General features: G+C 67.2%; 22 protein-coding genes and 2 tRNA genes. 16 read left to right on the forward strand and 8 right to left on the reverse strand.

Translation table 11 applies throughout. The features are described from left to right. Window positions 1-78: 78 nt before the first annotated feature. The 6 genes from D3877_RS15750 (at window position 79) to D3877_RS15775 (ending at window position 7,159) form a co-directional block, all read left to right on the forward strand. Window positions 79-483, forward strand: coding sequence for a hypothetical protein (locus tag D3877_RS15750; protein ID WP_119831686.1), 405 nt, complete (start codon window positions 79-81; stop codon window positions 481-483). Continuing rightward, window positions 480-2,948: a tetratricopeptide repeat protein gene (locus D3877_RS15755; protein WP_119831687.1), complete on the forward strand. Its 2,469-nt coding sequence runs from the start codon at window positions 480-482 to the stop codon at window positions 2,946-2,948. Before D3877_RS15750 ends, D3877_RS15755 begins: the two co-directional genes overlap by 4 nt. A 181-nt stretch (window positions 2,949-3,129) precedes the next feature. Next, the gene (locus tag D3877_RS15760; protein WP_199720819.1) at window positions 3,130-3,300 is read left to right on the forward strand and encodes a hypothetical protein; all 171 of its coding nucleotides are present in this window, start codon (window positions 3,130-3,132) and stop codon (window positions 3,298-3,300) included. A gap of 553 nt (window positions 3,301-3,853) precedes the next feature. Continuing rightward, window positions 3,854-5,350, forward strand: a complete 1,497-nt coding sequence (locus D3877_RS15765; protein ID WP_238474911.1) for an ABC transporter substrate-binding protein — start codon at window positions 3,854-3,856, stop codon at window positions 5,348-5,350. A gap of 37 nt (window positions 5,351-5,387) precedes the next feature. After that, window positions 5,388-6,335 carry an ABC transporter permease gene (locus D3877_RS15770; RefSeq protein ID WP_119831688.1) on the forward strand — a complete coding sequence of 316 codons (948 nt, stop codon included), beginning with the start codon at window positions 5,388-5,390 and terminating at the stop codon, window positions 6,333-6,335. Beyond that, window positions 6,332-7,159 carry an ABC transporter permease gene (locus D3877_RS15775; RefSeq protein ID WP_119831689.1) on the forward strand — a complete coding sequence of 276 codons (828 nt, stop codon included), beginning with the start codon at window positions 6,332-6,334 and terminating at the stop codon, window positions 7,157-7,159. The genes D3877_RS15770 and D3877_RS15775 overlap by 4 nt, the downstream gene beginning before the upstream one ends. Here D3877_RS15775 and D3877_RS15780 read toward each other — a convergent pair. Beyond that, window positions 7,156-8,784, reverse strand: a complete 1,629-nt coding sequence (locus D3877_RS15780) for a hypothetical protein (protein WP_119831690.1) — start codon at window positions 8,782-8,784, stop codon at window positions 7,156-7,158. The genes D3877_RS15775 and D3877_RS15780 overlap by 4 nt on opposite strands. 200 nt (window positions 8,785-8,984) lie before the next feature. Further along, window positions 8,985-9,482, reverse strand: coding sequence for a xanthine phosphoribosyltransferase (gene gpt, locus D3877_RS15785; RefSeq protein ID WP_119831691.1), 498 nt, complete (start codon window positions 9,480-9,482; stop codon window positions 8,985-8,987). 182 nt (window positions 9,483-9,664) lie between these two features. Here gpt and D3877_RS15790 point away from each other — a divergent pair. Both D3877_RS15790 and D3877_RS15795 read left to right on the forward strand, forming a co-directional pair. Further along, window positions 9,665-9,741 (forward strand) — tRNA-Arg (locus D3877_RS15790). Between the two features lie 191 nt (window positions 9,742-9,932). Then, window positions 9,933-10,009: transfer RNA gene (locus D3877_RS15795), tRNA-Arg, on the forward strand. Window positions 10,010-10,080: 71 nt separating this feature from the next. Here D3877_RS15795 and D3877_RS15800 read toward each other — a convergent pair. From D3877_RS15800 to D3877_RS15810, 3 genes are all read right to left on the reverse strand, one after another. After that, the gene (locus D3877_RS15800; protein ID WP_119831692.1) at window positions 10,081-10,494 is read right to left on the reverse strand and encodes a type II toxin-antitoxin system VapC family toxin; all 414 of its coding nucleotides are present in this window, start codon (window positions 10,492-10,494) and stop codon (window positions 10,081-10,083) included. Further along, entirely contained in the window at window positions 10,491-10,739 is a 249-nt protein-coding gene (locus tag D3877_RS15805; RefSeq protein ID WP_199720820.1) for an AbrB/MazE/SpoVT family DNA-binding domain-containing protein, read from the reverse strand. The genes D3877_RS15800 and D3877_RS15805 overlap by 4 nt, the downstream gene beginning before the upstream one ends. A gap of 79 nt (window positions 10,740-10,818) precedes the next feature. After that, a complete protein-coding gene (locus D3877_RS15810; RefSeq protein WP_119831694.1) occupies window positions 10,819-11,910 on the reverse strand; it encodes a DMT family transporter in 1,092 nt (363 codons plus the stop codon). A 191-nt stretch (window positions 11,911-12,101) separates the two neighbouring features. Here D3877_RS15810 and D3877_RS15815 point away from each other — a divergent pair, with 191 nt between their 5' ends. After that, window positions 12,102-12,662 (forward strand): glutathione peroxidase, encoded by a 561-nt coding sequence (locus tag D3877_RS15815; protein ID WP_119831695.1) that lies wholly within the window; start codon window positions 12,102-12,104, stop codon window positions 12,660-12,662. Between the two features lie 7 nt (window positions 12,663-12,669). Here D3877_RS15815 and ccmB read toward each other — a convergent pair whose 3' ends face one another. After that, entirely contained in the window at window positions 12,670-13,335 is a 666-nt protein-coding gene (gene ccmB / locus D3877_RS15820) for a heme exporter protein CcmB (RefSeq protein ID WP_119831696.1), read from the reverse strand. Continuing rightward, window positions 13,332-14,030 carry a heme ABC exporter ATP-binding protein CcmA gene (gene ccmA, locus D3877_RS15825; protein WP_119831697.1) on the reverse strand — a complete coding sequence of 233 codons (699 nt, stop codon included), beginning with the start codon at window positions 14,028-14,030 and terminating at the stop codon, window positions 13,332-13,334. Before ccmA ends, ccmB begins: the two co-directional genes overlap by 4 nt. Window positions 14,031-14,468: 438 nt before the next feature. Here ccmA and D3877_RS15830 point away from each other — a divergent pair, with 438 nt between their 5' ends. The 7 genes from D3877_RS15830 to D3877_RS15860 all read left to right on the forward strand — a co-directional run bounded on the left by D3877_RS15830 (window position 14,469) and on the right by D3877_RS15860 (window position 20,473). After that, window positions 14,469-16,148: a putative transporter gene (locus D3877_RS15830; RefSeq protein WP_199720821.1), complete on the forward strand. Its 1,680-nt coding sequence runs from the start codon at window positions 14,469-14,471 to the stop codon at window positions 16,146-16,148. Between the two features lie 96 nt (window positions 16,149-16,244). Then, window positions 16,245-17,054 (forward strand): ABC transporter ATP-binding protein, encoded by an 810-nt coding sequence (locus D3877_RS15835; protein ID WP_119831698.1) that lies wholly within the window; start codon window positions 16,245-16,247, stop codon window positions 17,052-17,054. A gap of 148 nt (window positions 17,055-17,202) precedes the next feature. After that, window positions 17,203-18,045, forward strand: coding sequence for a transporter substrate-binding domain-containing protein (locus tag D3877_RS15840; RefSeq protein WP_119831699.1), 843 nt, complete (start codon window positions 17,203-17,205; stop codon window positions 18,043-18,045). Window positions 18,046-18,120: 75 nt separating this feature from the next. Beyond that, window positions 18,121-18,825: an ABC transporter permease gene (locus tag D3877_RS15845; RefSeq protein WP_119831700.1), complete on the forward strand. Its 705-nt coding sequence runs from the start codon at window positions 18,121-18,123 to the stop codon at window positions 18,823-18,825. 3 nt (window positions 18,826-18,828) lie between these two features. Further along, a complete protein-coding gene (locus D3877_RS15850) occupies window positions 18,829-19,518 on the forward strand; it encodes an ABC transporter permease (RefSeq protein WP_119831701.1) in 690 nt (229 codons plus the stop codon). A gap of 110 nt (window positions 19,519-19,628) precedes the next feature. Then, a complete protein-coding gene (locus D3877_RS15855; protein WP_119831702.1) occupies window positions 19,629-19,853 on the forward strand; it encodes a histidine kinase in 225 nt (74 codons plus the stop codon). Between the two features lie 50 nt (window positions 19,854-19,903). Beyond that, the gene (locus D3877_RS15860) at window positions 19,904-20,473 is read left to right on the forward strand and encodes a TspO/MBR family protein (protein WP_119831703.1); all 570 of its coding nucleotides are present in this window, start codon (window positions 19,904-19,906) and stop codon (window positions 20,471-20,473) included. Here the strand turns inward: D3877_RS15860 and D3877_RS15865 are convergent. Further along, on the reverse strand, window positions 20,442-21,479 hold the full coding sequence (locus D3877_RS15865) for a lysine-2,3-aminomutase-like protein (protein WP_119831704.1): 1,038 nt from the start codon (window positions 21,477-21,479) through the stop codon (window positions 20,442-20,444). The genes D3877_RS15860 and D3877_RS15865 overlap by 32 nt on opposite strands. Between the last annotated feature and the right edge of the window lie 63 nt (window positions 21,480-21,542).

Genomic DNA, 21,542 nt, shown 5'->3' on the forward strand with positions numbered 1-21,542 from the left:
GCTTTTCCTCTCCAATCCGCCGCAATCCCCTGCTACGCTTCCACTCCTACGGGAACAACGCGCAAGGGAAACGCCAGGATGGACGCCGTCACAATCGCCGCTCAAACCACAGCCCTGCTGTCGCCGCTGTTGCCGATGATCGTGGAAGGCGGCGCGAACGAGGTTGGCAAGCTCATCCTCGGCGACACGCTCACCAAGGCGAAAGCGGTGTGGGGCCTGCTGACCAGCGCGCCCAAAGGCGACACGGTCCTGGCGAAAGCCAAACAGCTTGCCGCGACCCCCGACGACGAAGACGCGCGCAACGAACTCGACGACGCCATCACCGGCCTGCTGAAACGAAACGCCGATTTGCTGGAAAAGGTCGCCGCCGCGTTGGCCGACGGCAAGGGCGGCAACACGGCCATCGCCTCGGGGGCGGGAGCTGTGGCGATTGGCGGCAACGCTAACAACGCGCGAATCAACACCGCCCTGGAGAAAAAATGACATCCCCCGGGAACTGGGTGGAGGCCGGTGGTCAAGGGGCCGTTGGCATCGGTGGAGACGCCAACAACGCAATCATCAACCCAACAATCAACCTGCCCACGCCACCCGCCCCGCCCAGCGCGCTTCATCAATTGGCGCGGGAGTTGTCGGACTTCATCGGGCGGAAGGCGGATTTGGACACGCTGGAAGGGGCGCTGAACCGAGACGATGGCGCGACGGTGGCGATCACCGCCTTGCACGGGATGGGCGGGGTGGGCAAGACCACGTTGGCCCAGCACGCCGCCCGGCGCGTGATCCATCGTTACCCCGACGCGCAGATCGTCGTTGATCTCAACGGGCATGGCGAGGGCGCGCCCACCGCGCCGCTGGACGCGATGCTGCGGGTGATCCGCGCCTTTCATCCCAACCTGCCGCCGCTGGACGACCCCGCCCAGGCCCGCGCCATCTACCACTCCACGCTGTCCGGCAAGCGGGCCTTGATCCTGCTGGACAACGCCGCCAGCGCCGACCAAATCCGCGATTTGATCCCGCCGCCCCACTGCGGCGCCATCATCACCGCGCGGGCGTTGGTGCAACCGCCGGACTGCAAGGTGCTGAAGCTCGATCTGCTGTCGCCGGACGAATCGGCAGCCCTGCTGCGTCGGCTCGCCCCGAACGCGCCGGGGACGGACGACGACTGGACCCGCTTGGCCGACCTCTGCGGACGGTTGCCGCTGGCCCTGCGCGTCGCCGGATCGACGCTGGCCGTCACCGACGATCTAACCCTGCCCGACTACCTCGCCGAATTGGCGGACGAGGCCAGCCGCCCGCACCGCCTGACCATCGACGGCGACGCCAGCGCCAACGTCGCCGCCGTGCTGAGCCACAGCCTGCGCCGCCTGATCGACCAGGATCCCACCCTGGCCGCGCGCTGGCAGGTGTTGAGCGTCTTCCCCGCCGATTTCGACCGCGCGGCGGCGGCGGCGCTGTGGGAAATCGCGGACGCCGCGCCACCGCTGCGCGCCCTGCGCGCCCGCTCCCTCCTGCTGTTCGACGAGGCGACGCGCCGCTACCGCCTGCACGATCTGATGCGCCCGCTGGCCAGCAGCCTGTTCGCCCCCGATCCCACCCAAGACCCGGCGCCGGGAACCGCCGACCGCCTCGCGACGGCGGAGGGCCGCTTTGCGCTGCATTTTATTGGGGTGTTGGAGGAGGCAAAGGAACTTTACAAACGCGGCCATGACGGGGTGGTCGCCGGGCTGGCCCGCTACGACGCCGACACCCGCAACATCGCCGCCGCCGCCGCCTGGGCCATCGCCCACGCCGACCACGACCCAACGGCGCAACAGGTCGCCGCTTGGTTGCCCAACGCCGGGGTGTATGTCCTGGATCTGCGCCTGCACCAACGGGAGTTGATCGACTGGCTGACCGCCGCTGCCGCCGCCGCGCGCCGGATGGGCAACCCCGGCCTCGCCGCCAACCACCTCGGCAATCTGGGCAACGCCCACGCCGATTTGGGCGAGACACGGCGCGCCATCGAGTTTCATGAACAGGCCCTCGCCATTTCGCAGGAGATCGGGGATCGGCGTGGCGAGGGACAGGACCTCGGCAATCTGGGCAACGCCCACGCCGCTTTGGGCGAGACACGGCGCGCCATCGAGTTTCACCAACAGGCTCTCGTCATTTCGCGGGAGATCGGGGATCAGCGCGGTGAGGGAGGCCACCTCGGCAATCTGGGCCTCGCCCACGCCGCTTTGGGCGAGACACGGCGCGCCATCGAGTTTCATCAACAGGCTCTCGTCATTTCGCGGGAGATCGGGGATCGTCACGGCGAGGGAAGCCACCTCGGCAATCTGGGCCTCGCCCACGCCGCTTTGGGCGAGACACGGCGCGCCATCGAGTTTCATCAACAGGCTCTCGTCATTTCGCGGGAGATCGGGGATCGTCGCGGCGATGGACAGAGCCTCGGCAATCTGGGCAACGCCCACGCCGCTTTGGGCGAGACACGGCGCGCCATCGAGTTTTATGAACAGGCCCTCGCCATCGGGCGGGAGATCGGGGATCGTCGCGGCGAGGGAATCCGCCTCGGCAATCTGGGCAGCGCTCACGCCGCTTTGGGCGAGGCACGGCGCGCCATCGCGTTTCACCAACAGGCCCTCGCCATCGCGCGGGAGATCGGGGATCGGCGGGGCGAGGGACAGGAACTCGGCAATCTGGGCAACTGCTATGCTGAATTGGGCGAGACACGGCGCGCCATCGACTTTTACGAACAGGCCCTCGCCATCGCGCTGGAGATCGGGGATCGGCAGGGCGAGGGAAGCTGGCTTTACAACCTTGCGGACGAACTCGCCAAACTGGGTGATGTCCCCACCGCGATCAGCATGACCGAACAAGCGCTGGCGATCTTGGTCGCCATCGAAAGCCCGAATGCGGAAAAAGCGCGTCAGCGACTTGCCCGCCTGCGCGGGGAGGCGGCGGGCGGCTGAGGGACGGCGCGTTCCACCCCGTCTTCGCTTCCTCTCCTTCTGGGAGAGGGCAGGGAGCCGACGGCCAAAGGCCGGACGAGCGCCGAGGGTGGTCGTCGGGGCAAGGCCGTCGCGAGACTGTGATCGCCACCGCCGACGTCCGGCAGGGCGATCCTCATTCTGACCGGAAGGACGCCACAGCATGACGGCGACGATCCCGTTTGACGACATCCTCGCCGCGATGCCCAAGGACGAGCGCGCCGCTGTGGACGCGCGGGCGTCCGACATGCTGGCCGACATCGACGGGCTGGCGGAACCCCAGCCCCCCACCGATGTTCACCGCGCCGTTGCCGGAGGTCGCGCAGCGGGCTAGGAATGATAGCCCAATTCCTCACGGTTTCCCCATGCCCCACGCCCCCAACCCGCCCACTGTTCCAAGGCTGGCCGCACTTGGCGATCATCGCCCTCTCCCTCTGGGAGAGGGAGGGGACCCACGACGTGGGGAGGGTGAGGGGTTGCCCGAAAGGCCAGAACCGCGTGGCTTCTTGGATAACCCCTCACCCTTCCCACCGCTTCGCAGCGGGTCCCTTCCCTCTCCCAGAGGGAGAGGGCGGTTCGACGCCAAAGGCGATGGCCTGGATTGAACAGTTGAACAGGGTCGGGAAAACTGTTTCACAGCGTTTCAAACGTTCCATTCGCCCGCCGCAGCGCCCCGGCTCCAATCACACAAGAATACACACAAACCATTGCAATCATTGCGGAAAACGCCGTTCGTCGCCGGATGGGCGGTCGCGACGCCGCCGACCGCTCCTGTTTCATCCGTCGCGCGCCCTGTTTCATCGGGGGCGGGCCGCCCGCGCGCCGACTTGCGCTTGGTCCCGCTGCGCCGCATCATCGCGGCAACGAACAAACGGGGGAGTGGCGCCATGATGATGAACCGCGCGCGGAGTTTTGCCGTGGCCACGGGGGTTTTCGCGCTGGCCCTGGTCGGCGGGGCCGCCGCCTGGGCGCAGGCCCGCACGGATCTGGTGATCGGCATGTCGTTGGAGCCGCCGCACCTCGACCCCACCGCCGGGGCCGCCGCCGCCATCAAGGAAGTCACCTACGCCAATCTGTTCGAATCGTTGGTCCGCGTCGATTCCAGCGGCGCGCTGGTCCCTGGTCTGGCCGAAGGCTGGACGGTGGCGGACGACGGCAAGACCTACCGCTTCACCCTGCGGCCCAACGCCAAATTCCACGATGGCGCGCCGGGCGACGCGGCGGCGGTGAAATTCTCGCTGGACCGGGCGCGCGGGGCGGAGTCGGTCAACGGGCAGAAGGGCTATTTCGCCTCCATCGCCTCGGTCGAAACGCCCGATCCGCGCAGCGTGGTCGTCACCCTGTCGCGGCCCGACGGGCTGTTCCTGTTCCACATGGCCGCAGGCGACGCCGCCATCGTCTCGCCGACCAGCGCGGCGACCAACAAGCAAAAGCCGATTGGCACCGGCCCCTTCACATTCGACCGCTGGGCGGCGGGCGACCGCGTCGTGCTGACCCGCAACCCGGAGTATGACGGGCCGAAACCGGCGCTGGAGCGGGTGTCCTTCCGCTTCATCAGCGACGCGGCGGCGCAAATCGCCTCGCTGAAGGCCGGGGACGTGGACGCCTTCGTCCAGTTCAACGCGTTCGAGGCGCTGCCCGAATTCCGCAACGACCCGAAATTCGCCGTCACCGTCGGCACGACGGAGGGCGAAACCCTGCTCTCCACCAACAACGCCCGCAAACCCTTCGACGATGTGCGGGTGCGCCGCGCCATGGCCCACGCCATCGACCGCAAGACGCTGATCGACGGGGTTCTCTACGGCAACGGCGTTCCCATCGGCAGCCATTTCCCGCCGCACCGCGCTGGTTACGTCGATCTGACCGGCCTGTACCCCTATGACCCGGCCAAGGCGAAGGCGCTGCTGGCGGAGGCCGGCTATCCGAACGGCTTCGACGCCACGCTGCGCCTGCCGCCGCCGCCCTACGCCCGGCGCGGCGGCGAACTGGTCGCCGCGCTGCTGGCCGAGGTCGGCATCCGTTTGACCATCGAGCCGATGGAATGGGCGTCCTGGTTGGACAAAGTCTTCAAGGGCAAGGATTACGACCTGACCATGATCGCCCACACCGAGCCGCTGGACATCGACGTCTACGCCCGGGACTCCTATTATTTCAACTACCGCAGCGCCGCGTTCGTCCGGCTGGAGGAGGAGCTGAACCGCACCCAGGATCCGGCGGCGCGCAACGCGCTCTATGGCCAGCAACAGCGGCTGTTGGCCGACGACGCGGTCAACGGCTTCCTGTTCATGCTGCCCGCCGTCACCGTGCAGAACGCGAAAATCAGCGGCCTGTGGGTCAACCGCCCGATCCAGGCCAACGACGTCACCGGCGTGACCTGGAAGTGAGGGGGGAAATGACCGGGGAATCGGGGAGGATCGCGGCGTGCTGGCCTTCGCCCTGCGCCGGTCGCTGACGCTGGCGCTGACGGCGTGGCTGGCGACCATCGTCGTCTTCGCCGTGCTGGAGCTTGTGCCGGGCGATCCGGCCCTGCTGATGCTGGGCGTCAACGCGCAAGCCGACACGCTGGCCGCCCTGCGCGCCCAGATGGGCTTGGACCATCCGCCGGTCGAACGCTATCTGCGCTGGGTCGGCGGGTTGCTGCGCGGCGATCTCGGCGTCAGCCTGACCTACGCCCGGCCCGTCGCCGATCTGGTGGCGGAGCGGCTGGTGGTGACTCTGCCGCTGGCGCTGTTGTCCCTGGCGCTGAGCACGGCGGCGGCGATTCCGCTGGGGCTGCTGGCGGTGGCGCGGCGCGGGCGCGGCGGCGATTGGGCGGTGCTGGGCTTCGCGCAAATCGGCGTGGCGCTGCCCAGTTTTTGGATCGCCATCCTGTTGATCCTGGTCTTTTCCGTCACGCTCGGCTGGTTTCCCGCCGGGGGCTTTCCGGGGTGGGAGGCCGGGGCGCTGCCCGCGCTGCGCGCCCTGACCCTGCCCGCGCTGGCGCTGGCGATTCCCGAGGCGGCGATTCTGGCCCGCGTCACCCGCACCGCGATCCTCGACACGCTGGGGGAGGACCACATCCGCACCGCGCGGGCCAAGGGCGTCAGCCGGACGGCGGTGCTGCTGCGCCACGCCCTGCCCAACGCGCTGTTGCCGGTGGCGACCGTGCTGGGGCTGCAACTGTCCTTTCTGGTCGCCGGGGCGGTGGTGGTGGAGAATGTCTTCACCCTGCCGGGTCTGGGGCGGCTGCTCTATCAGGCCATCGGCCAGCGGGATTTGATCGTGGTTCAGGGGGTGGTCGTGCTGCTGGCGGTCTTCGTCGTGCTGGTCAACGCCCTGGTGGACATCGCCTGCGCGGCGGCGGACCCCCGGCCCAAGGCGGCGTCGTGAGGCGGCGGCTTCCCTGGTCCTTCTGGTTGGGGCTGGCCCTGGTCGGGCTGCTGCTGGCGGTGGCGCTGCTGTCGCTGCTGTGGACGCCCTTTCCGGTCGGGCAGGTGCGGGTGGTCGCCCGGCTGCGCCCGCCGGGGGGCGCCAACTGGTTGGGCACCGACCATTTCGGGCGCGACGTGCTGTCGCTGCTGATGGTCGGCGCCCGCAACTCGCTGGCCGTCGCGGCGGCGGCGGTTGGGCTGGGGGCGGCGCTGGGCGTGCCGCTGGGCTTGGCGGCGGCGGCGCTGGGGCGCTGGGGGGACGAGCTGGTGGCGCGGCTGGGCGATCTGGTCTTCGCCTTTCCCGCTGTGCTGTCGGCCATTCTGCTGACTGCCGTTCTGGGCGCGGGGGCGGTCAACGTCGTGCTGGCTTTGGGCCTGTTCAACGCCGCCGTGCTGGCGCGGGTGACGCGCGGCGCGGCGCTGGCGGTGTGGCGGCGGGAGTTCGTCCGCGCCGCGCTGGCGCTGGGGCGCGGGCCGCTGTCGGTCACGCTGGTCCATGTGCTGCCCAACGTTCTGGGCGTGGTGGTGGTGCAGACGACGGTGCTGTTCGCCGTCGCCATCGTGAACGAGGCGGCGCTCAGCTACCTTGGCCTTGGCGTCCAGCCGCCCAACCCAAGCTGGGGCAAGATGCTGGGCGACGCGCAAACCCACCTGTTCACCGCGCCCTTGCAGGCGGTGTTTCCGGGACTCGCCATCGCGCTCAGCGTTCTGGGCTTGACCCTGTTGGGCGACGGTCTGCGCGACTGGCTCGACCCGCGCCATCGCTCGTCTGGATTGCTTTAGCTGGCGGCGCGGCTGGCGCGGTCGGACAGCTCGATCAGGTCCATCAGCTCGTTGCTTTTCCAATAGCGCGACTTGCCGACCTCGGCGCGGGCGGTGGCGACCAGATCGTCGATGATCGTCTGTTCTTCGGGGCAGCGGTCACGGACCCGCTCCAGCCGGTGCGACAGCAGCGTCGTCATGTTCTGGCTGAAGGTGGGAATCCAGGCGCTGACCCGTTGGCCGAACACGCCGCTCAGCTCGTTGATGCGCAGCAGATGCTCCATCCGTTCGTCGAGCGGGTCGTTTTCCTCGAACTTCATCGCCTTTTCGACGTTGGCGCGCATCTCCTCCAGCAGGGTGTCGCGCCATTTCACCAGATCATAGGTCTCGAAACCGAAATCCCGCGTCATGCTCTGCCAGCGCCACAGCAGCCGGTCCAGCCACACCACGTCGGCGTGGTCGATCACCGGCTGACGCCGGGCCGCCGCCGCCTGGCCTGACCGCTCCATCGCCACCGCCGCGACCCGCGCGCCGATGAGCTTGCTGGCGTTGCCCCAGGCGTTGCGGAAGGCCGGTTCGCTGCGACGGTCCTCCATCAGACCGGCGGCGGCGGCGGCGTGGCTCAACTCGACCAACCGTTCGGTCAGCGCCTCCAACCGGGCCTTTTCCTTGGCGCTGGGGCGGATGGCCGAACCGGGAACCCGCTCGTTCAGCTTCAGAATGACGTTCAGCGCCGCCGTCAGGGCGCGGGTGACGCCGATGAAATGGCCGGTCAACGCCGCCGTCACCGCGTCGCCGCGTCCGGGATCGACGCCGCTCTGCCGGATGTACAGGGCGATGACGCCGTAATTGCGGTGGACGGACAGCACCGACAGCGGCAGCAGATTGGCCGCCTCGTCGCCGCAGCGTTCGCGCAGCGTCTCCGTGGCGTCGATCAGAGCGTCGGCCTTGCGGTTGTGTTCGGCCTCGCTGGCGTGGGGGCTGGCGGCGAAGCCGTCCAACCGTTCGGCGACCAGCTTCATCGGCCCGTCCGACCCGGTCAGGATGGCGTGCATCAGGCGCAGCGTGCCGATCTCGACCGGCGGGGTTTTTTCCAGGAAGCCCGACATCAGGCGGGTGCGGCGGGGCCGGTTGCGCGACAGGGTGGCCAGAGCCTCGTCGGTCGTCTTTTTGGCGGCGAGCAGGGTGTCGAGATGCTTGATCGCCGCCACCCGCATCCGCTCGCGCAAGACCATGGCGACCGGCGATTTCAGCACGCGGTCGATCACCTCGCCGCGCGCCATTTCGTCGAGCAGCTCTTGCGCCTCCACCGCCAGCAGGGGGAAGGCGTCGCGGCTCAACAGCTCCCACAAGGCGCCGGCGTCAACCCGCTGGACCATGCCGGGGATGGCGACGCCGGAATGGTAGAGCACGTCGTCGTCGATCAGGAAGGTTTCAAACAGGTTGGTGAACAGGCGGCGGGCGCGGTTGGTGCGCTGCCGGTTCAAAAATTCGATGACGTATTGGCGGACCAACTGGACGCGGTCGGTCGGCTCGCCGTCCATGCCCTCGATTTCGCTCAACAGGCTGTAGACGAGGCTGGACGGCAGGCGGTTGACCAACGCGTCGATCTTGCTGCGCAACGGGTCTGGGGGAGCGTCGGTCATACGCGGGGCGTCACGGAGGCAAAGGGTGGGCTGAAAACAGATCCGACCGGCCCGGTGGGGCGCCGGGCGATTCAGCCGAGGGGTTCAGCCGATCAAACGACGGCGGTGGTTAATTTTAGCGTAACGAATCAGTCGCGTCGATCAGGGTTGGCCCCCAAGTTTTGGAACTGGCCAGCCCCGATCCGACGTTGAGGACGCGATCAGCCGTTGTTGCGCTGCTTGGCGATCGGCTGGGAGAATTGCAGTTCGATGTCCCAGGGGAAGTGAATCCAGGTGTCCTGGCTGACCTCGGTGATGAAGGTGTCGACCAGCGGGCGCCCGGCGGGCTTGGCGTAGACGGTGGCGAAATGCGCCTTGGGCAGCATCTTGCGCACGATCACTGCCGTTTTTCCAGTGTCCACCAGATCGTCGATGATGAGCCAACCCTCGCCATCCCCGGCGTTGGAGCCTTCGGTCCCCTTCAGGACCATCGCCTCGCGCTGGTTCTGGTGGTCGTAGCTGGACACGCAAACGGTGTCGATCATGCGGATTTCCAGCTCGCGCGCGATGATCGCAGCGGGCACCAGACCACCGCGCGTGATGGCGATGATGCCCTTCCACGGGCCTTTGTCGATCAAACGCCAGGCCAGCGCCTTGGCGTTGCGGTGCATCTCTTCCCAGGACACCGGGAAATGCTTGTTGAAGGGGGCTTCGGCCACGGGATGGACACTCCAAAAACAGGTGAACCCTGTATATCGCAGGCGGGCGGGGCGGGCAATCCGGGCGGCGGTCGCGAAATTGGACAAAAAAAGCTCTTGCGGGGTGGGCGGCTTTTGAGTAGGTTGCGCGCCTCGACGCCGACGGCCTCCGCCGACGCCGGGACGCGTGATGGTTCAGGTATGCGCCCGTAGCTCAGCTGGATAGAGCATCAGACTACGAATCTGAGGGTCAGGAGTTCGAATCTCTTCGGGCGCGCCACCTGAAACACTCCGCACACGACGACAAGGCCGCCTTCGGGTGGCCTTCGTTGTTTTGAGAGAGAGTTTCGCGTCTTGGCGGCGTCCGCCGCTGGTGACGAAATTCTTTCAGAGAAGGGCTTGCGCGGCCCGATGGATTTGAGTAGGTTGCGCGCCTCGACGCCAATGGCGTTCGAGACATGGTTGGACAAGGCGCCCGTAGCTCAGCTGGATAGAGCATCAGACTACGAATCTGAGGGTCAGGAGTTCGAATCTCTTCGGGCGCGCCATCCTCCCAAAACAGCACGATACGACGACAAGGCCGCCTCAGGGCGGCCTTCGTCGTTTCCGGGCGTCGTTTTCAGGGGCGGCTTGTCGTCGCCGCGCCCAGCAGCGTAACGGCGTCCGGCCCGGCCCGATCCGCGAGGACTCGGTCGAACGTGACCAAACGCGCCGCCTTGGCCTTGCCCGCTTCAAACAGAATCACCCCGTCGGCGAAGTCGCCACCGGCTTCCAACAGGCGCAGACCGGCTTCGGCGGCGGCCCGGTTGGTGTCTATGCTGCGGCTTTCGATCAGGCGGCGGATGGCGGTCGCGATGTCCGCCGTCGGGTAGCGGTAGGCGCGTTTGAGGACCCAGACCAGTTCGCACAGCACGATTGTGGAAATGAAAATTGCTTCGGCGCTCTCAATCACGCGGGCCGCTTCGGTGGCTTGCGCCTCGTCGTCCCAGGTCAGAAAGCGAACCAGAACGTTGGTGTCCGCCGCGATTTTCACCGTTCGCCCGCCTCTTCGATGGCGCTTTGCATCTCTTCCAGAGACAGGGGGCGCTGCCCCACCCGCCGCAGAGCGCCGCGCAGGTCGGCCACATCGGCGCGCGCGCCAGCGGGCCGCAACTCCACCCGGCCATCGGGCAACAGTTCCACATCGACTCGTCCGCCGGGCTTGACGCCGAGATGGTCAAGCACAGCCTGCCGCAGCGTCACTTGCCCTTTCGCGGTCACGGTCAGTTCGGCTCTCATGGCGCGCCTCAAAGTAAGGGGAAGGCTGCCTTACTTTAAGGCGGCGGGCGCCGAGCGTCAAGAACGCCCCCGCCTCCGCTCAATGCGTGTGGCTGTGGTGGGCGTCGGGGAAGTGCGGGTGGCTGTGGCGCAGCGGGCGGTGCCGGTGCGGGTGGCTGTGCGCGGCTTCGGCGGCGGCGGGGAGCGGGCCGTCATGCTCATGCTGGTGATGCGCGTCATGGACGTGCGGGTGGTCGTGGTCGAGGTCGCTATGGTCATGCTCGTGCGCGTGGGATTCGGTCAGATGCAGCCAGACGCCCAACCCCATCAGGGCCGCCGCGATCAGCAGAGGAATGGTCACGGGTTCCCGGAACAGCGCCAGCGCGGCCAGTGCGCCGACGAAGGGCGCGGTCGAGAAATAGGCCCCCGTTCGCGCCGCGCCAATCCAGCGCAGGGCCAGCACGAACAGCGCCAGACTGACGCCATAGCCCAGCAGGCCGACGGCCATCGTCGCCGCCATCAGGGCGGGGCCGGGCAAGGAATCGCCAAGTGCGAGCGCCAGGGCGACGTTGACGCTTCCCGCTGCCAGCCCCTTGATCATGGCGACGTCCACCGGATCGGCCAGCGCGACCTTGCGGGTCAGATTGTTGTCGAGCGCCCACATCAGGCAGGCCCCGATGATGGCGGGCGGCCCCCATCCGGCGAAAAGCCCGCCCAACGACAGGGTGGCCAGCGACGGGGCGGCGCCATCCCCGGGCCAGGACAGCGCGACGGCCCCAGCGACGATGGCGGCCATTCCGGCGACCAGACGGCGGTCGAAGCCTTCCTGAAAGACGAACCATGCCAGCAGGGCGGTCAACACCCCTTCCAGAGTCAGCAGCAGTGAGGCGGTGGAGGCCGCCGTGCTGGTCAAACCGATCATCAGCAGCACCGGCCCGGCGATTCCGCCAGCGGCGACGGCGGCCAGCAGCCAGCCCCATTCGGCGCCGCGCAGGTTCCGTTCCCCGCGCTTGCCCGGTCGCGTCAGGCCGCGACCCAGGCGGAAGGCCCCAAGGCCAAGGCCGGAGCCAAGATAGAGCGTCCCGGCCAGCATCCAGGGCGACAGGTCGGCGACCAGCAATTTGGCCAGCGGCGTGCTGAGGCCGAACAGAACCGCCGCCGCGATGGCGAGCGATGGGCCAAGACCGATCATGATAACGACGCCTTGTTGTGGAGTCAGCGGGGGCGGGCCAGTGTAGGCGCTTCGCCCGGCGCGGATCCCGCAAAGTTTTCGTGATGGCGGACCCGAGTCGGGTGATCCGGCGGAGCGTGGGGGGCGTAGCAAGCACAGCCGGAGCGCCAAGACGTCCCTCTGGCGTCCACGATCACGAACGGATCACCGCGATGACCGCCCGCACCCGCTTTCGCTCCAGCGCGCTCGCCGCTGTCCTTGTCCTGATGGGAGGCGCTTCCGCCATGGCCGCCACCGCCTATGACTTCACCTTTCAAGGCATCGACGGCCAGCCGCTGCCGCTGTCGCAATTCGCGGGCAAGACCGTTCTGGTGGTCAACACCGCCTCGCAATGCGGCTTCACCCCGCAATACAAGGGGCTGGAAGCGCTGTGGGAAAAATACCGCGCCCGTGGGCTGGTGGTGCTGGGCGTGCCGTCGGACGATTTCGGCGGGCAGGAGCCGGGCAACGCCGCGACGATCAAGGATTTCTGCGAGGTCAATTACAAGATCGACTTCCCGCTGGCCGACAAGACGGTGGTGTCGGGCGACAAGGCCCACCCCTTTTACCGCTGGGCCGGGGATGAACTGGGCATCCTGGCCAAGCCGCGCTGGAACTTTCACAAATATCTGATCGGCCCGGACGGCAAGCTGGTCTCCTGGTTCTCGACCATGACCGACCCGGAATCGGACAAGGTCCGGGAGGCGATTGAGAAGCTTTTGCCGAAATCGTGAGGCGCGCTCACTCCACCGCTTGGCGCAGAGCCGCCGCACCGGCCCAGGGGGCCAGCGGCAGGGCGGCGGCGAGGATGCCGGCCAGCAGCAGCAGGTGCGGGCGCGGCGTCAGCCCGTTGATGGCGGCGTCGATGGCGCCCGCCCCGAAAATCAGCACCGGGATGTAAAGCGGCAGGATCAACAACGACAGCAGGACCCCGCCGCGCCGCGCCCCCAGCGTCAGGGCCGCGCCGATGGCCCCGATCAGGCTGAGAATCGGCGTGCCGATGGCCAGCGTCAGCACCAGAACGCCAAAGCCCGCCCCGTCCATGTTCAACAGAACCGCCAACAGCGGGGCGGCGGCGATCAGCGGCAGGCCCGTCACCAGCCAATGGGCCAAGGTCTTCGCCAGCACCACCGCCTCCAGCGGCAGGGCGGTCAGCGACATGAGTTCCAGCGAGCCGTCCTCATAATCAGTTTGGAACAGCCGCTCCAACGACAGGAGCGAGGCGAGCAGGGCGGCGACCCAGATCACCCCCGGCGCGATGCGGGCCAAAATGTTCGGCTCCGGCCCGACGCCGAAGGGAAACAGCACGACGCACAGCACAAAGAACATCACGGCGATGGTGGCGTCGGAGCCTTGGCGCAGCGCCAGCCGCAGGTCGCGCCCGACCAGACGCAGAAAGCGGTTCATGGCGCGGCACCCTCTCGAACGTCATCATCCTGGCCGCCATCATCCTGGCCGTCGTCTTCGTCGTCCGTCTGCGGCGTGAAGTCGTCGAGTCGCAGCTCCTCCCCGCCCGGAGTCGCGATGTCGGTGTGGGTGGACAGCGCCACCATGCCGCCCGTGGCGCGATGCTCGGCGATCAGCCCCTCGAACAGGGCGATGGCGGCGCGGTCGAGCGCGACGGTGGGTTCGTCCAGCAGCCACAAGGGCGCGGGCGCGGCCAGCAGGCGGGCGAGATTCAGGCGGCGTTTCTGCCCGGCGGACAGGCAGCGGCCCGGCACGTCGGCGATCTGCGGCACCCCCAGCCGGTTCAGCGCGTCGCGCGCGCGCGCCATTGGGTCGGCGGCCCCGCCCAACGCCGCCCAGAAGGCGAGGTTTTCGGCGGCGGTCAGCACCGGCTTCACCGCGTCGAGATGGCCGACATATTGAACGTTGGCGCGGTGGGCGTCGGGATCGTCGGCCACCAGGGCGCCGTCCCAGCGCAAGGCCCCGCGAAAGGGCCTCAACAGCCCGCCCATCACCCGCAGCAGGCTGGATTTGCCGCTGCCGTTGGGGCCAAGCAGCACCAGCGCGCCGCCGGGTTCCAGGCGGAAATCCAATCCGGTGAACACCAGCCGGTCGCCGCGCAGGCAGGTCAGCTCGGATCCGGTGAAAACGGGCATGGCGGTTCGGCGGGCGGAGCGGTGGAGGGGGAAAGGGGACCGGCGCTGCTATAGCACAGCCCAGGACCGGAGCCGGAAAAAAGAAACGGCCACCGCGAGGGGGTTCTCACGATGGCCGCGCGTCCAGTCGGGGTCTGACTGGTGACTGCTCGGTCGTACAGCGGCCTGTCCGGTTGCGGGTGGCGTTAGGGGGGACGCCCAATGTGCAACAGGCGGCTGCCGTTTGGTTGCCACTACGACTAATCCAAGAAAGTGGCAAAATTTGGATGAATTGGGGCGGCGGCGTCCCTCTTGTGATTTTTTTGAGGCATTGTTCTGAATCAATGGTTTCCCAAGGCGGTTTGGCCATCGTTCCCCGGCAGCCGTGCCCTGGTTGCGCCGTGGCGCTGGACTCGCTCGGTCGCCGTATTTCGTCCCTCTTTGCCGGATTGGCCTCGCATGACCACGCTGCTCGCCCTGTTCAACGGTCTGCCCGACATCGCGCGGATCATGCTGCTGCTCAGTCTGATCGCCGCCGCCGGATTGGCGTTTGGGCAAATCAAGATCAAGGGCGTGGGGTTGGGCATCGGCGGGGTGCTGTTCGCGGGAATCGCGGGCGGGCATCTGGCGGCCGTCGCCGGGGTGAAATTCGACCTGCACGTCCTGCATTTCCTGCGGGAGTTCGGGCTGATCCTGTTCGTCTACACCATCGGGGTTCAGGTCGGGCCGGGCTTCTTCGCGGCGCTGAAGCGGTCGGGGTTGACGCTGAATCTGCTGGCGGCGGCGCTGGTCGGCTTGGGCGTTCTGGTGGCGGTCGTCATTCACAAGGTCGCGGGCGTGCCGCTGCCCGCCGTGCTCGGCCTGTTTTCCGGGGCCGTCACCAACACCCCCTCCCTGGGCGCGGCGCAACAGATTTTGGCGGAGGTCGGCGCGCCCGCCGCCGCGCTGGAGACGCCGAGTCTCGGCTACGCCATCGCCTATCCCTTCGGCATTGTCGGCATTCTGATCGCCATGATGACGGTGCGCGCCGTCTTCCGCCTGGATCCGGCAGCCGAAGCGAAAATCTTCGACGACCGCCGCCGGGCGGAGGCGGAGACCCTGGAAACGCTAGACGTCGCCGTGCGCAACCCGACGGTCTTCGGTTCGGCCCTGCGCGACATCCACCTGTTCGGCGATCTGGGCATCGTCGCCTCGCGCATGATGCGCGGCGGGCGGCTGTGCGTGCCGCACCCCGACACGACGGTCCAACCGGGCGACGTCTTTCATCTGGTCGGCCCGCGCGCCAAGCTGGAACGCCTCCGCGCCTTTCTGGGCGAGGTGTCGGATGTGACGTTGACCACCAAGGGCACGGATGTGCGGTGGGACCGGCTGGTCGTCACCAGCAACCATGTGCTGGGCAAGACCATCGGGCAGTTGAACCTAGCCGACGCTTACGACGTGGTGGTCAGCCGGGTGAATCGCGCGGGCGTCGAGCTGGTGCCGTCCCCGGCCCTGACGCTGCAATTCGGCGACATCATGACCGCCATCGGCAAGCCGGAGGATCTGGCCCGCGTCGCCCATCTGGTCGGCAACGCGCCGCGCCGCTTGCAGCAGGTCGATTTCATCCCGGTGTTCATCGGTATCGCGCTGGGCGTGCTGCTCGGCTCGATTCCCGTCTATGTGCCGGGGATGCCCGCGCCGTTGAAGCTGGGGTTGGCGGGCGGGCCGCTGGTGGTGGCGATCATTCTGGCGCGGCTGGGGCATTTCGGCCCGCTGGTCTGGTTCATGCCGCCCGCCGCCAATCTGGCCCTGCGCGAGATCGGCATCGTGCTGTTTCTGGCGGTGGTCGGCTTTCTGTCGGGCGACCGCTTCCTCGACACCCTGCTGCACGGCGACGGGCTGGCCTGGATCGGCTATGGCGCGGCCATCACCTTGATTCCGTTGCTGATTGTCGGGCTGGTCGCGCGGGCGGTCTTCAAGCTGAACTATCTTACGGTCTGCGGCCTGCTGGCGGGCAGCATGACCGATCCGCCCGCGCTGGCCTTCGCCAACGCCTTGTCGCCGTGCGAAGCGCCGTCGCTGGCCTACGCCACCGTTTACCCGCTGGTGATGTTCCTGCGCATCCTGGCCCCGCAACTGATTGTGCTGTTTCTGTGGTAAGGGCGTGAAAAACTGTGAAATCCGCGTTGCGGAACCTATGCGTCACGGTCTAGCCTGTGTTGCATTGGTACGACCACAACCGATCCGGTCCTTCGCATGCATCGACACCCGCCTGTCAGTGACGCCGCCACCGCCGCCGTCGTCGTCGAGGATCTCCACAAACGGTTTGGTGAACTGGAAGTTCTGAAAGGGGTGTCGCTGACCGCGCGGGAGGGCGACGTCATCACGATGATCGGCTCGTCGGGATCGGGCAAAAGCACGCTGCTCCGCTGCATCAACATGCTGGAGATCCCCGACGATGGTCGCGTGACCATCAGCGGCGAGACCATCGGCCTGAAGAAGATCCGCAACGGCCGCGCCACCGTCCCCGCCGACGCCCGCCAGGTGGAGCGCATCCGCACCAAGCTTGGCATGGTGTTCCAGAGCTTCAACCTGTGGACCCACATGACGATCCTGGAGAACGTCATCGAGGCGCCGGTTCATGTGCTGGGCGTGCCGAAGGCCGAGGCCATCGACCGGGGCCGCATGCTGCTGGACAAGGTCGGCATTCTGGCCAAGGCGGAATCCTACCCCATTCAACTGTCCGGCGGTCAGCAGCAGCGCGCCGCCATCGCGCGCGCGCTGGCGATGGAACCGAAGGTCATGCTGTTCGACGAGCCGACCTCCGCCCTGGATCCCGAACTGGTCGGCGAGGTGCTGCGCGTCATCCGCCAATTGGCGGACGAGGGCAACACCATGATTCTGGTGACGCACGAGATGGGCTTCGCCCGCGAGGTGGCGTCCAAGGTCGTCTTCCTGCACCAAGGCCGGATCGAGGAGGAGGGCGCGCCCGACAAGGTGCTGACCAACCCCGATTCCGAGCGGGTGCGGCAATTCCTCGCCCGTCACCTGTCGGGAGCGGCGTGAAGCGCGGTTTCGCTTGAAACTTTTGACGAAATGGTCAGCTTTGTCGCGGGGGGTCCGCAGAACCCTCGACCAGACCAAACACCACGCAACCGCTTGAATCAACCATGCCCGAATCAACAAGGGCAATCCTGAACAGAGGAGAGTTTCCGTGAAGAAGATCGTTGCCGCTCTGGCGCTTGGCGCCCTGATGGTTGTCACCGGCGGCGCCGCCGAAGCCAAGGATTGGAAGAAGATCCGCATCGCCACCGAGGGCGCCTACGCCCCCTGGAACGCCACCGATCCGTCGGGCAAGCTGGTCGGCTTTGAAATCGACCTCGCCCAGGATCTGTGCAAGCGCATCGGCGCCGAATGCGAAGTGGTCGCCCAGGATTGGGACGGCATCATCCCGGCGCTCCAGCAGGGCAAATACGACGGCATCATGGCCGCCATGTCGATCACCGCCGAGCGCAAGAAGGTGATCGAATTCTCGAACCCCTACGGCACCGAGCCGTCGATGTTCGGCATCCCGAAGACCTCGCCGCTGGCCGCCGCCAAGTTCGGCGCCGAGCGCGTCGATCTGACCAAGGACACGGCCGAGAACAAGGCGGCGCTTGCCAAGCTGGGCGAAGTCCTGAAGGGCAAGACGGTCGGCGTCCAGACCTCGACCATTCAGGCCAACTTCATGGAAAAGCTGCTGCCGTCGGTGGCGATCCGCACCTATGACAAGCTGGACAACGCGGGCATCGACATGGCCGCCGGTCGTGTCGACGCGATCTTCGGCGACCGTTCGGCGGTCAGCGCCGTTCTGGAAGCCGACGCGGCCAAGGGCATGGTTCTGTTTGGCCCGGCCTTCTCGCGCGGCGTGCTGGGCGACGGCGTCGGCGTCGGTCTGCGCAAGGCCGACAAGGACCTGAAGGAGAAGTTCAACAAGGCGATCGCCGACGCCACGAAGGACGGCACGATCACCAAGCTGAGCACCAAGCATTTCGGCTACGACATCGCCATCAAGTAAGGATACCGGCCCCTTTCCCATCCCGTGGGAGAGGGGCCGTCCGTTTTCGCCCTCACGTCCTACCTTGAGCGGCCCATGCTCGAACTTCTTTCATTCGGCCCGAACGGCTGGGGCGGACAGCTTTTGAGCGGATTGGCGATGACCATCGCCGTGTCCGTCTCGTCCTTCACGCTGGGCATTCTGTTCGGCTCGGCAGGGGCGGCGGCCAAGCTCAGCCACAGCCTGATCCTGAACGGGATCGCCGAACTTTACACCACCGTGGTGCGCGGCGTTCCCGAGTTGCTGGTCATCTATCTGCTGTTCTTCGGCGGCAGCGGCATGATTATGGCCGTCGCCGGGATCTTCGGCTACGACGGCTACATTGAGATCAACGCCTTCTCCATCGGCGTCGCCTCGGTCGGTCTGATTTCCGGGGCCTATTCGACCGAGGTCATTCGCGGCGCGGTCCAGTCGGTTCCCTTTGGCCAGATCGAAGCGGCGCGCGCCTGCGGGATGAGCCGTTGGCTGATCCTGCGCCGGGTGCTCGTGCCGCAGACCTTGCGCTACGCCCTGCCGGGGCTGGGCAATGTCTGGCAATTGACGCTGAAGGACACGGCGCTGATTTCGGTGACGGCGCTGGCCGAGATCATGCGCGTCGCGCATGTCGCCGCCGGATCAACCCGCCAGCCTTTCCTGTTCTACACCACCGCCGCCGTTCTCTATCTGCTGCTGACCACCGTTTCGACGGTCGCCTTCGAGCAGGCCGAACGGCGCGCGAATCGCGGCGTGCGGAGGGCCTGAGGCATGGATTGGGAACTGATGTGGGACAGCCTGCCCCGCCTGTTGGGGGCCATGCCGCTGACCCTGCTCCTGGTCTTCGCCGCGCTGTTCTTTGGCGCGGGCGTGGCCTTCGCCACGGCGCTGCTGCGGCTGTCGGGGAATCGCGTGGCGGAAACCCTGACCGCGGCCTATGTCTTCGTCTTTCGCGGCACGCCGCTGCTGGTCCAGATCTTTTTGATCTATTACGGGTTGGGCCAGTTCGAGGCGGTGCGCGACAGCTTTCTGTGGCCGATGCTGCGCGAGCCGATGTGGTGCGCCATTCTGGCCCTGACGCTGAACACCGGGGCTTACACCAGCGAGATTCTGCGCGGGGCCATCCTGTCGGTGCCGCTGGGGCAGGTGGAGGCGGCGCGGGCCTGCGGCATGTCGCGGGTGTTGACCTTCCGCCGGATCGTGCTGCCGGTGGCGATTCGCCAGATGCTGCCCGCCTATGGCAACGAGATGATCTTGATGGTGAAGGCCAGTTCGCTGGCCAGCACCATCACCATGCTGGAAATCACCGGGCTGGCCCGCAAGATCATTTCGCAAAGCTTCGCCGTGTTCGAGATCTTCATCCTGGCCGGGGCGATCTATCTGCTGCTGAACTTCCTGGCCGCGCGCTTTATCAAATACACCGAATGGCGGTTGACGCCCTATCTGCGGGCGCGGGCGTGATTTTGGCGGCTTGATCCCGCCCCGCGTTGGTCCACCTTGAGGATGAGAGGGGCGGTTCGCTCCCCTCTCAACAACTGACGGGCAATCAGCAGATGGGGAGGGAGCACGCCATGACCGTTCTTCTGCGTTCCGCCGCCAATCCGAGCGGATCCACCACCGAACAGCTTCTGAAAACCGTGCGCGCCGATGTGATCGAGCGGATGCAGGCCTACGCCGCCGATCCCCGCCCGGAAATCGCCCGCATCCTGGCCAACAACATCCGCATTTTGACGCTGCTGACCGAATCCATCGAGTTGGCGGAGGCCAACACGAGGATTCTGTCGTCCAACGATTGAGGGCGTTTGGCGGGCTTGATCCGTCGGCCTGACGCTCCATCTGACGGGGCATGACCGACACGACCCACTCCCCCGCCAAGCCGCCCCCGTCTTTCGTTCCGCTTCGGCAACGATGGTGGCCGCCCCTGCTGTTCTGGCTGCTGGTCAATGTCTGGGGCTTTGTCGAGCGGGGCGGGCAGCCCTTCGCCGGGCATCAGCCCTCGCCGTTGCAGCCGCCGGGCTGGGTGTTTCCGGTGATGTGGTTCACCCTGAACGTCTTTCAGATCTGGGGCGGTTTGCGCCTGCTCGACCCGGCGCGGCCGATCCGCCACCGGCGGGCGGTGATCGCGCTTCAGGCCGTCACCTGGGTGATCTACGCCACCTTCAGCGCCGTCTATTTCACCTTGGGCAGCTCGATTCTGGCGGCGGGCTGGACGGTCGGCTTTTTCGTGCTGACGGTGGCGTCCATCGCGCTGGTGGCGCGCGACGACCGCAGCCTCGCGGCGATCTGGCTGCCGCTGATCCTGTGGACCGGCTTCGCGTCGGTCGTCGGGGTTCACAACGCCCTCATCAACCCCGACCCGCTGTTCGGCACGGCGGCGCTGAGGCTCAGCCGCGATAGCGGTGGGTTTGGCCGGTAAAGTCCGTCACGCTGTAAACCCCGGCCTCGTCCGTTTCCTGGATCCAGGCCGGGGCGGCGGGGGCCTTGCCGTGGCCACCGGGGATGTCCAACACGTACGTTGGCTGGCACAGGCCCGACACCCGCCCGCGCAGGCTTTTGACCAGGGCCTGCCCCTCGGCCAGCGTGCCTCGGAAATGGCTGGTTCCGGCGGCCAGATCGGGGTGATGCAGGTAATAGGGCTTCACCCGGTTGCGGACCAGGCCGCGAAACAGCGCCTCCAGCGCCGCCGGATTGTCGTTGACGCCCTTCAGCAGCACGGTTTGCCCGAGCAGCGGGATCCCGGCCTCCACCAGACGGGCCAGCGCGGCGCGGACCTCCGCCGTCAACTCGTCGGCGTGGTTGATGTGGACGGCGACCCAGGTCGCCAGATCCGGCGCGGTCAACGCGGCGATCAATTCGTCGGTGACGCGGCCCGGATCGGCGGCGGGGATGCGGGTGTGCAGGCGTACGACGCCGACCTGCGGCATGGCGGACAGGGCTTGCGTGATCGTCCGCAAGCGGCGCGGCGACAGCAAGAACGGATCGCCGCCGGTGACGACGACCTCCCACACCGACGGGTTGTCCCGGATGTAGGTAAGCGCGGCGTCCAACTCGTCCCCGCTCAGCGCCTCGCCGCCGGGGCCGACCATCTCGCGGCGGAAACAAAAGCGGCAATAGACCGCGCAGGCGTGCAGCGGCTTCAGCAACACCCGGTCGGGGTAGCGGTGGACGATGCCCTTGACCGGGCTGCGGGCGACGTCGCCGATGGGATCGGCCAACTCTTCCGGCGTGGCGTACGCCTCGGCGGGGGAGGGGACATATTGGGCGTACAGCGGGTCGTCGGGCGTACGCCCCTGCAACTGGTCGCGCAAATACGGGGTCAGCGCCACGGCGTAGCGTTCGGCCACCGTTTCGACGGCCTTGCCCGCCTCAGCGGTCATCAGCCCGGCGGCCACCAGATCGGAAACGCTGTGCACGGCCTTCATTCCTCTTTCCCGCCCCGGCGGATTGCGTCATTAGGAAAGGGATCGCTCTTACTCCCGTGAGAC

The organism is Azospirillum cavernae, assembly GCF_003590795.1.
GTDB classification, from domain to species: domain Bacteria; phylum Pseudomonadota; class Alphaproteobacteria; order Azospirillales; family Azospirillaceae; genus Azospirillum; species Azospirillum cavernae.